Here is a 10,832-nt window from a genome sequence, read left to right on the forward strand (position 1 = left end):
TAATTAAATTATTCACTTTTTAAGTGAAATTAAAGATTTTTACTTTAAAATAAAATATCTTTAAGTTTTACAAGAAATGAGAATTATTCACAAATTATCAGAACATATAAAAAGTTTATTTTCTAAAAAACCTTCTATAGAAGTTAATGTACATGAGTTATCCGGTATATTAAGCTCTCCTTCACACATTAAAAAGATAAATAAAAAAAGTGATAAAGAACTCACAAAGCTACTTGAGGATATAAGCAAGAATAAGCTTAATAGTATTTTTATAGCTCAAGATTTAGCAAAGATTTTAAATGTAAATAACTACCCTATAAATGTTGAGGAATTAATTAATCTCTTAAAAAGAGAGGATAATCGAAAAGCCATTTTTAATTTATTAAGGATAAATAATGAATATATTACAACTAAAGAAGGACTAAAACGGCTCATATTAAGAAATATCAAGAAAAGCCATGAAGTAATAGAAGATTTATTAAGTAATACTGAGACAAGTAAATTACTTTTTAAGCACATTAATAGTGAACATTTACTCGATTGTGCAATAAAATGTAATGAGGACAAAATAGTAGAACTTTTAATAAAAAACGGTGCTCCTATTAATATATCAACATTACATTATTGCATAGAGTATGGAAAATTTGAAATATTTAATTCCTTGATAAAAGTTGTTAAAAATAACCTCTTAATAGGTAAAAAGTATCATGAGCTCTTTGATTATGCAGTAAAATATGAAAGATATGATATAATTCATATAATATTATGTAGTATTGATGTAAACTTAAAGGATGATAAAAATCAGACATTTCTTCATCACGCAGTTAAATTAGAAGATCTTAAAATGGTTAAGCAATTCATAAGTAAAGGTGCAAAATTAAATTGCGTTGATCAAAATGGCTGCACGCCATTGAATTTAGCAATAAAGTCTCGTAATGTTGATATTGCTAACTTACTGCTAAATGTAGGTGCTGATATAAGATATACTTATTCTCCTAGTAAAGGAAATATTATACAAGTTTACACTGAAGAAGATTATGAGTTTTTTACTCCACTGTTGAGCAAAAGAATTGATCCATTGGTGATGCAAAAAGATCATGGCACCACTTTACAACAGGTAAGCAATACTAACTTTCTTCAAAAAAGATCAGTTGCATAATTTTAATATTTATTGAATAAATTTAAATAATAAGTAACCTTTAAGGGTTAAGTATTTTTATAGACTATGATTGAAATAAGCGGTCCTGAGTTTTGTTTAGATAAGTCAGCAGAAAATTTAGTTATTTTACTACATGGGTGGGGTGCAAGCGGCAATAATTTTATTGAAATTGGCAAAGCAATGAGTAAATTTTTGCCAAACTCTTTTTTTGTTGCACCAAATGCGCCATTCGAACGTGAAGTTGGCGGCTATCAATGGTTTAGTCTAGAGGATAGGAGCGAGGTTGCTATACTTACTGGCATAAAAAAAGCAGCTGATATCTTAAATGATTTTATTGATATGAAGCTTAAGAATTTCGGTTTTAGTGAAAAGCAATTATCTTTAGTTGGTTTTTCACAAGGAGCGATGATGGCTCTTCATACGTCTCTTCGTCGCTCTAATCCTTGCTCTTCAGTTGTTGCATATTCAGGAAGACTGTTAGCACCATCAAAACTGCCTAGAGAATTAAAGTCAAAACCTAACATATGCATAATTCATAGCAGAGATGATGCAGTTGTTCCTTTTACTGCTTTTGAAGCAGCAATAGAAGCTCTAACTAACAATAACATAGAAATAGAAAGTCATAGTTTAGATGGAATAGGACATACTATTGATGATAAAGGAGTAAATTTTGGAGCTGCATTTATTAAAAAACACTTTTTAAATCAAGCTTAACACCTCATTTGATATAATAATATTGTTTTTTAATACGATCTTATTTTCTGCAATAAGCTTTATAGAGTGCGGGTAACATATATGCTCCATTTTTAAGATGCGCTCAGATAGAGTCGCTACATTATCATTTTGTAGCACTGAAATTGCTGCTTGGAAAATTATAGGTCCAGCATCTACTGTAGGAACAACATAATGTACAGTACATCCGGTAATTTTAACACCTGCATCTAATGCTTGCCTTTGTGCATTTAAACCTTTAAATGCGGGAAGTAAAGAGGGATGGGTGTTAATTACTTTACTCTCCCACTCTTTTAAAAAGTCAGCACTAAGTAGCCTCATAAAACCTGCAAGACAAACTAAATCAACTTTATAATCATGCAGTATTGTGTTAATTCTATCTATATCTAAAGGATTATTTTCTACTTCAAAGGTTGAAATATTATGCTTTCTAGCGGACAATATTCCTTGTGCATCAGGATTATTTGAAATAACGCATTCAACTTGAGCTGGAAAATTATCATCTAAGCAAGCATTTATTAGAGCTTGCATGTTAGTCCCCCTGCCAGAAATTAATACCCCTAACTTAATTTTTTTTATAGGCATTTAATTTTCGTAATATTTCGCAACAAGCCTATTTAATAATCTAACACCAAAACCAGTTGCCCCTTTTGGACATACATGTGCATCTTCTTTATTCCAAGCTGTACCTGCAATATCTAAGTGAGCCCAAGTAGCATTGTCTACAAAACGCTGTAAAAATTGAGCAGCTGTAATACTATCTGCACCAGAACCAATTGTGGCAATGTTTTGCATATCAGCAACTGGAGAATCAATCATTTTATTATACTCTTCGCTTAGAGGAAATTGCCATAGCTTTTCACCTGATTCATTGCCAGCATCAAGTAAATTATTTGCTAATTCTTCGTTATTTGAAAATAGCCCGGCATATTGATTGTTTCCTAAAGCAACTACTATAGCACCAGTTAAGGTTGCTAGATCAATCATAACCTGTGGTGTAAACATCTTTTGTGTGTACCACAGAGCATCTGCAAGTACTAATCTGCCTTCAGCATCAGTATTTAGCACTTCAATTGTTTGCCCAGACATTGAGGTTACTATATCACTTGGTCTCTGGGCATTACCACCTATTGCATTTTCTGCAAGTGCAACTACTCCTATAGCATTGACTTTGGCTTTGCGTCCTGCTAAAGTGCGCATGGTACCAACCACTGCTGCAGAACCTGCCATATCATACTTCATTTCCCACATTCCACGTGCAGGCTTCAAAGAAATTCCACCAGTATCAAATGTTATACCTTTACCAACAAAAGCAATGGGCTTTTGATTTTTAGGCCCTCCATTCCATTTTATTATTACTAATCTTGATTCTTTTTCACTACCTTGACCAACTCCAAGCAGCGCACCCATCCCTTTCTTGCGCATGTCATTTTCGTTTAAAATTTCAATGTCTAAATCAAGCTTAGAAAGCTCTTTTTTAATTTCTTGAGCATATGATTCAGGATATAATGCGTTTGGTGGCTCACTTACAAGAGAACGCGCTAGAAAAATACCCTGTCCTTCTTCACCTAAATTATTATATAGATTTTGTACATCTTTTAAATGGTTTTCATTTACTAAAAGTGTGATTTTTTCTGGATCTATTGTTTCTTCTCTTATTTTAGTGATATATTTATTAAATTTGAAGCTGCGCAAAAATGCCCCATATGCAATATTTGCACTCAAATTTGCTTCATTGCTATCAGTGAGAATAGCAGCTTGTTTTAATTGCAATTCTTTAAGTTTAGTATATATGATATCGCCAATGCTTAATGCTTTATTTTCGTTCCACTCATCCTTTTTACCAAAACCTACAACTAATATTAATTGATCATTGTTGTCTTTGTTTTGCAGCGTTATTGGTAAAAATTCCCCAAATTTTCCAGTAAAATTACCAATATTTTTAATATAAGAAAGGACTTGCTGCTCCTGTTCTTTTAAAAACGTAACATTACTTATATCACTGAATCCTTCAAATAACCCAATAACAACTACAGCTGCTTTTAAAAAAGAGTTAATATTAGAGGTTATAAATACTACTTCTAGCATGCCATGAATAAATTAAATAATAATTTAAGAGTATAACAAGCTAATCCTTAATACAACAAGTTTTATAAATTACTTGACACCACTTTCTCTTATAATAAGCTAATATTTTTTAAGGTTAGTTTATTTATGTTTTCCTCTAAAGCCTTTGCTGCAGAGAATGCGAGTTCTTCAAGTGTAATTGCTGGTTTTGTTCCCCTAATTTTAATATTTATTGTATTTTATTTTCTTATAATTAGACCACAACAAAAGAAATTAAAAGAACATAATAAACTGCTTGATGCAATTAAACGTGGAGACAAAATTGTTACTTCTGGTGGCATTATGGGAGTGATAAGTAAAATTGATACAGCAAATTCAACCTTCTCAATTGAAATAGCTCCTAAAATTGAGATAAAAGTACTAAAGACAGCTATATCAAAAGTTCTAGGTAAAGAACCAAACACAAATAAAAATAAGAAAACAAATAAGCAAGATCAATCAAAATCTAACGAAAATAAATTAAAAGATAAAGAAGAAGAAAAAGAAGATAGTGAGGAAATTAACTAAATTTTTCTTATATTAAAAAATTTCTATAATATAGAGCTTCAAAACAATATTCTATTAATTGCTGGAGGTCTTCAGCATAAAAAAACAGATGTTATTTGCGTTTCTAAAAATACAGAAAAAGAATCTATATTAAATATCCTGCCTAGAGTATCAGAAAGTAAAATTGAAGTAACTATAGTTAGGTGATAACAATATCAAAAATCAGTTCTGTGCTGATAGAGATAATAATGTACTTAAAATACTGAATATTTTGAAAGCATTAAGGAAGAGCAGATCACTAAAAATTAAAAGCAATCAAACCATTATTTGCTTCATTTATATCTGCAAAATCACAGTTATTTTACTTCCAGCCAAACTGATCTGCTACCATTATAGATTCATTTAAGTATTTATCAAGCTCTTGAAGAGGTAGGTCACTCTGTTTATAATGACCCCAAGCTTTTAGTATTTGTGAAACTTCAACATCATCCCTTATAGGATATTCATGATTCATTTCTGTATACAAGCGTTGTGCCTTTTTACTTACTAAAAATTCCAATAACTTAATGGCATTATCCTTATTTTTTGCATTTTTTATCACTGCACCACCACTTATATTAATCATAGCTCCGTTGCTGTTTTGATTGGGAAAAAAAACTTTTAATTTCTCAGATGCTTTATCAGAAGCAAGTACTCTAGCAAAGTAATAGCTGTTAACAATAGCAACTGCTCCTTCACCTGCTGCTACTGCATAGATTTGATCTGTATCGCCACCACTTGGCTTTCTTGCAAAATTATAAACTAATCCTTTAATCCATTCTTTTGTACACTCTAAACCATCAGTTGCAATCATAAATGCAATAAGTGATTGATTATAAGGACTACTAGAGGAACGTGTGAGTATTTTTCCTTTCCATTTTGGATCCGCTAGATCTTCATAAGTACTAAGATCTCCAGCATCAATAAGTTCCTTATTATAAACCAAAATTCTTGCTCTTTTTGTTAAACCAAACCAATAATTATCGCTGTCTCTAAAATTCTCTGGGATCACATCTTCCAGTATCTTAGACTCTATTTTAGACAGTAGCTCTCTTCTTTTTGCTGAAATTAAATTTGTTACATCAGCAGTTAAAAATAAATCACCATTGTTCTCGTTTTCTATTCTTATAAGCAATTGAGCATAATCATCATTAATATAGTTAATTTTTATGCCTGTTTCTTTGGTAAACTCATTAAACAATGAGTGCATTAATTCTTCTTTCCGCGTGGAGTATACATTGACTACCTCATCACTTTTATTTAGCCTTTGATTTTGAAAATATATTAAAATTAAGGTAACTAATAGAATTACAATAGTAATGAAAAATTTTCTCATATCTTTCTTACAGCTAAATTTTATTATTAAGGATTAAAATAGTAACTGTCAAGCTAACATAGAAATTTTAAGATTAAACTTAAAAATATTGCAAATATATAAATATTTCTATACTATACGTTAAAAATACTCATTTGATAAGTTGAGAGGATATATGGCTGAGCTAGATGCAATAAATGAAAGTATAAAAACTGAAGGTTCTTTAGAATCAAATGAAAGCATAGAAAACAGAGTAAAAGAAATTATATCAAATCAATTTAAAAAAGATATAAGCCAACTTAGTACTTCTTCAACATTTAACGATCTTGGAGCAGATAGTTTAGATACAGTTGAGGTTATTATGGCTGTTGAAGATGCATTTAGCATTAGTATATCAGATGATGATGCACAAAAAATGCAAAATTTAGGCGATATAGTAAAGTACATAGAAGATAAAATAAAAAGTAATTAATATTTATGAACAAGCGAGTAGTGATTACTGGTATTGGTCTGGTAACTCCTTTAGCAGCAAATGTTAAAAATACATGGAAGAGATTAATTGACGGAGAATCTGGAATCAAACTTATCGATAGGTTCTGCGCAGAGGATCTTAGTTGTAAAATTGGTGGGCAGGTTCCTTTAAAATCTGAAAATTATGAATATGGTCTTGAGCTTACAGATTATATAAATGAAAAAGATATCAGAAAAATGGATACTTTTATTCATTATGGTCTTGTTGCAGCACAACAAGCAGTTGAAGATGCTGGTCTTGTTTGTAATTCTCAACTTGTAGAAAGTGTTAATCCTGGACGTATTGGAGTTGTTGTAGGTTCTGGGATTGGTGGCTTGCCACGTATAGAGGAAACAGTTATATGCTTAAGTGAAAAAGGTCCAAGAAGAGTTAGTCCTTTTTTTGTTCCTGCAAGTTTGATCAATTTAATTTCTGGTCATATCTCAATTAAATATGGGATTGAAGGTCCAAATGATTCGGCAGTTACAGCATGTGCAACAGGGGCTCATGCAATTGTAAATGCTGCACGGATGATAAAGTTAGGGGAAGTAGATGTTGTAGTTGCTGGCAGTGCAGAAGCTACTTTATGCAGGTTAGGAATTGCAGGATTTGCAGCAGCTAAAGCGCTGTCAACTAAATTTAATGACGAACCTAATAAAGCTTCAAGACCTTGGGATCAAGAACGTGATGGCTTTGTTATGGGTGAAGGAGCAGGTATAGTAATACTTGAAGAATATGGACATGCAAAGAAGCGTGATGCTAAAATATATGCGGAATTTTTAGGTTATGGTCTCTCAGGAGATGCGCACCACATCACTGCTCCAAGAGAAGATGGTGCTGGTGGAAAAAGAGCTATGCACCTTGCTTTAAAAAGTGCAAATATTGAATCGAATAAGATAGGATATATAAATGCTCATGGTACTTCAACACCACTTGGAGATTTAGCAGAAGTTAATGCCATTAAAAATTTGTTTGGCGATTATGCTTATAAAATACCAATTTCCTCAACAAAATCATCTATAGGACATTTGCTTGGAGCAGCAGGTAGTGTTGAGGCAATATTTTCTATTTTAGCATTAGAAAATAATATAGTGCCACCAACTTTAAATTTATTTAATCCATCTGAAGGTTGTGACTTAAATTTTGTACCTTTTAAAGCACAAGAACATAAAATTGATTTTGTTCTATCAAATTCTTTTGGCTTTGGTGGTACTAACGCATCTTTAATTTTTGGTAAGGCACACTGATTGTTTCTATAATAATTTATTAATATATTTTGAATAAAAATTTGTAAACGAATCAGTAGTATGGTTGATTCTCTTTTAGCCTAGCCACTATAGCTTCTTCCCAAATTTTACCATTAGCTAGCAATTTTTCCTTGTCATACATTAATTCTTCCCTTGTCTCAGTTGCAAATTCAAAATTTGGACCTTCAACAATTGCGTCAACAGGGCAAGCCTCTTGACAGAGACCACAATATATACATTTTGTCATATCAATATCATAGCGTGTGGTACGCCTACTTCCATCTTGACGTTCCTCTGCTTCTATAGTAATAGCTTGTGCTGGGCATATCGCCTCACACAATTTGCATGCTATACAACGTTCCTCACCGTTTGGGTACAGACGCAAGGCATGCTCACCACGAAATCTTGCGCTCAAAGGACCTTTTTCCATAGGGTATCTTATAGTTACTTTAGGCTTAAACATATACTTTAAAGTAATGTATAAACCTTTGATAAGTTCTATAAAAAACCAGTATTGAACTTTTTTTAACTTCATATATACCACAAATTATAATATGTATTCTTACAATGTATAATAAAAAATCTATATCTTACGCAATATCCTATCTAATCTCAATTTTGGAGGTAACCAACTTTTAAAAGATAAAGCAACAATCTCAGCGCGACCAACTAAATTTTCCATAGGAATGAACCCTATATATCTACTATCCTGTGAATTATCTCTGTTGTCTCCCAAAACAAAAAAATGATCTTGAGGTACAGTATACACCTGTGTATTATTTGCATTGTCATTAAAATGCTTATCTAATTTCAGTACTTCATACTTTCTACCGTTATAGATAATTTCTTCATAACGAGGAACTACAGCTTTATTGTCATTTCGATCTATATCAACAAAATCGGTAATTTTTTCATGTTTCATTTTCTTATTATTAATGTATAAGTCACCATTAATTAATTGTATCTTGTCTCCTGGAAGACCTATAATCCTTTTTATGTAATTAATGCTTTCTTTGCCTACTGGGCGAAAAACAACGACATCACCCGCTTGTGGCTTATGATAAAAAATCCGACCTTTAAATATTTTAGGAGCAAAAGGAAAAGAATACCTACTATAACCATAAGCATATTTATTGACAAAAATGTAATCACCAACGAGTAAAGTACTCTTCATTGAACCAGATGGTATATGAAATGGTTCAAATAATAAGCTACGAAATAAAACAGCAACAAGCACCACTAGTATAAAAGAGCATACTGTTTTCCTTTTAGGACACTCGCAAATATTCTTCAACTGGTTAACCTTGTGTAATTATAAGTTACTTAACAAATAAATAGAAATAAGTCAATTATCTCCAAGCCTTAGTATAACACGTTCTTTGCCAATTAAAGGTAAAAGCTTAGCTAAACTTGGACCTTTATCAAGTCCAGTGAGAGCTAAACGTAGTTGCATAAACAGATCATTGCGTTCTATTTTAGTTTTTAGCATGATTGATTCTACCCATCTGGTCCAAGTATTTTCATCCCATTTCTCTTCTGGTAGCAAGCTAAGCACTAAGTTTATAAGCTCATTATCTATAATAACAGTTTTAATATTTGTTGTGCATATTTTCCACCACTTTTCAGTATCAGAAAATCTCTCTATGTTGTTCCTAATCAAATACCAAAAATCTGGAGATTGCATTGAATTTAAGCGCTCTTTAACTGATTCAAAAGACATATTGGAGAATATTTTTGCATTTAGTCTATATATATCAGATAAGTCAAACTTTACCGATGCAGCACTAAATTTCTGTATAGAAAATGACTCTACTAAAGATTTCATACTAGTTTGTGCTTTAATTACATCTGATGTACCAATTTTTGCCAAATAACTATTAATTGCCATAGGCTCAAGGCCATCTTCCTTTAAATATTTTATATTCAAACCACCCTTACGTTTAGATATCTTGTCTTCACCCATATGCAATAGAGAAAGATGAGCAAATTTTGGCACTTTAGCTTTAAGTGCGTTCATAATATGTATCTGCACAGCAGTGTTAGTGATATGATCTTCTCCGCGAATAATATGAGTGATATTATAATCAATATCGTCAATTGTAGAAGGAAGCATATATGTATAGCTGCCATCAGTCCTTTTTATGATTGGATCACTTATGTTTTTTACTAAAAATTTTACTTCACCGCGTATTTCATCATCCCAAAAAATAATAGCATCTTCATCTAACTTAAAGCGAAAATAAGGCTTCCTTTCATATTGCTCTTTCTGCTGAGCAGATAGTGTTAAAGAGTTTCTATCATAAATTGGCGGCAATCCTTGTTTTAATTGCATTTTGCGTTTGATGTCTAGCTCCTCTTTGCTTTCATAACAGGGATAAATATGTCCTTCCTTCATTAGAGAAGAAAATACTTCATTGTAACGTTCAAACCTCTCAGATTGTTTAAAGCTTAAATTTGTCTCAATACCAAGCCATTTTAAATCTTCTATAATGCTATCTATATACGTAACATTTGAGCGCTCAATATCAGTATCATCAAAACGTAATAGCAGCTTGCCATCACAACTCCGTGCATAAAGGTAACAAACCAAAGCTGTGCGTATATTGCCAACATGCAAATAACCAGTTGGACTGGGTGCAAAACGAGTTAACATCTCTATTTCTCAATAAGTTATAGTAACGTAATATAGCTTGTGTTTAGATTTTTGTCACATTCCTTCAAGGCAGAAATCTAAAAAATTTGAGAAACGTTATTTAATCTTTTTTCACTTCTTCCTGTTATTATAGAGATATTAATAAAACAGGGGATTAAATGTCTAATATAGAATTTATTGATGTTGCTGTTGATACCTACAACATGGTGACAATTGCACCAATAGGTTGTAATAATATAGGTATTGCTGATCAACGTGTCATTATAGGATACAAAGATCAAGCATTAGAAATCACTGAATATAGTGATCATATAAATGGTAACAACATAAAAGTACAAGCTAAGTTTGATGATGTTAATTTAAAATATTACAAGGAAGAACCAGGTGTTACAGATACTATAGGATTGATATTTTCACATGTAGACAAAGATCAATTCGAACAGCTTCGTAATTCATTATCTAATCCAGATATGTTTATCATTATAGGTGTTGAAAAAGATAATGAACACATCGATCTTACAAATATTGATTATAGTCAATTTAACAGCTGTTCTTAAAAAGAA

The 10,832-nt window shown here is 31.7% G+C and carries 12 protein-coding genes; 6 read left to right on the plus strand and 6 right to left on the minus strand.

Going from position 1 to position 10,832, the window contains the following annotated elements; all coding sequences use genetic code 11:
• The first annotated feature begins 76 nt into the window (after positions 1–76).
• Positions 77–1,159: an ankyrin repeat domain-containing protein gene (locus AACL09_RS01045; protein WP_339048202.1), complete on the plus strand. Its 1,083-nt coding sequence runs from the start codon at positions 77–79 to the stop codon at positions 1,157–1,159.
• A 66-nt stretch (positions 1,160–1,225) separates the two neighbouring features.
• Positions 1,226–1,873, plus strand: coding sequence for an alpha/beta hydrolase (locus tag AACL09_RS01050; protein WP_339048203.1), 648 nt, complete (start codon positions 1,226–1,228; stop codon positions 1,871–1,873).
• On the opposite strand, the gene purN is transcribed toward AACL09_RS01050, so the two are convergent.
• Together purN and AACL09_RS01060 are read right to left on the minus strand one after the other, a co-directional pair.
• A complete protein-coding gene (gene purN, locus AACL09_RS01055; RefSeq protein ID WP_339048948.1) occupies positions 1,859–2,470 on the minus strand; it encodes a phosphoribosylglycinamide formyltransferase in 612 nt (203 codons plus the stop codon). The two genes, AACL09_RS01050 and purN, sit on opposite strands and share 15 nt — an antisense overlap.
• Positions 2,471–2,476: 6 nt before the next feature.
• Positions 2,477–3,979, minus strand: coding sequence for a leucyl aminopeptidase (locus AACL09_RS01060; protein WP_339048205.1), 1,503 nt, complete (start codon positions 3,977–3,979; stop codon positions 2,477–2,479).
• 126 nt (positions 3,980–4,105) lie between these two features.
• Here AACL09_RS01060 and yajC point away from each other — a divergent pair, with 126 nt between their 5' ends.
• Positions 4,106–4,525, plus strand: coding sequence for a preprotein translocase subunit YajC (gene yajC, locus AACL09_RS01065; protein ID WP_339048207.1), 420 nt, complete (start codon positions 4,106–4,108; stop codon positions 4,523–4,525).
• Positions 4,526–4,865: 340 nt separating this feature from the next.
• On the opposite strand, the gene AACL09_RS01070 is transcribed toward yajC, so the two are convergent.
• On the minus strand, positions 4,866–5,879 hold the full coding sequence (locus AACL09_RS01070) for an extracellular solute-binding protein (protein WP_339048209.1): 1,014 nt from the start codon (positions 5,877–5,879) through the stop codon (positions 4,866–4,868).
• Between the two features lie 154 nt (positions 5,880–6,033).
• Between AACL09_RS01070 and acpP the strand changes: the two genes are divergently transcribed.
• On the plus strand, positions 6,034–6,330 hold the full coding sequence (gene acpP, locus AACL09_RS01075; protein ID WP_339048211.1) for an acyl carrier protein: 297 nt from the start codon (positions 6,034–6,036) through the stop codon (positions 6,328–6,330).
• Positions 6,331–6,335: 5 nt separating this feature from the next.
• Positions 6,336–7,616 (plus strand): beta-ketoacyl-ACP synthase II, encoded by a 1,281-nt coding sequence (gene fabF, locus AACL09_RS01080; protein WP_339048213.1) that lies wholly within the window; start codon positions 6,336–6,338, stop codon positions 7,614–7,616.
• A 52-nt stretch (positions 7,617–7,668) separates the two neighbouring features.
• Here fabF and nuoI read toward each other — a convergent pair whose 3' ends face one another.
• The 3 genes from nuoI to gltX are packed head-to-tail and all read right to left on the minus strand — an operon-like array spanning position 7,669 to position 10,275.
• The gene (nuoI, locus tag AACL09_RS01085; protein ID WP_339048215.1) at positions 7,669–8,151 is read right to left on the minus strand and encodes an NADH-quinone oxidoreductase subunit NuoI; all 483 of its coding nucleotides are present in this window, start codon (positions 8,149–8,151) and stop codon (positions 7,669–7,671) included.
• 48 nt (positions 8,152–8,199) lie between these two features.
• Entirely contained in the window at positions 8,200–8,901 is a 702-nt protein-coding gene (lepB, locus tag AACL09_RS01090; protein ID WP_410519820.1) for a signal peptidase I, read from the minus strand.
• Positions 8,902–8,961: 60 nt separating this feature from the next.
• Positions 8,962–10,275, minus strand: coding sequence for a glutamate--tRNA ligase (gene gltX, locus AACL09_RS01095; protein WP_339048952.1), 1,314 nt, complete (start codon positions 10,273–10,275; stop codon positions 8,962–8,964).
• Positions 10,276–10,427: 152 nt separating this feature from the next.
• On the opposite strand from gltX, the gene AACL09_RS01100 reads away from it, so the two are divergent.
• Positions 10,428–10,826 carry a hypothetical protein gene (locus AACL09_RS01100; RefSeq protein ID WP_339048217.1) on the plus strand — a complete coding sequence of 133 codons (399 nt, stop codon included), beginning with the start codon at positions 10,428–10,430 and terminating at the stop codon, positions 10,824–10,826.
• Positions 10,827–10,832 lie beyond the last annotated feature (6 nt).

Origin of the sequence: Candidatus Mesenet endosymbiont of Phosphuga atrata (assembly GCF_964020175.1) — a bacterium.
GTDB lineage: Bacteria > Pseudomonadota > Alphaproteobacteria > Rickettsiales > Anaplasmataceae > Mesenet.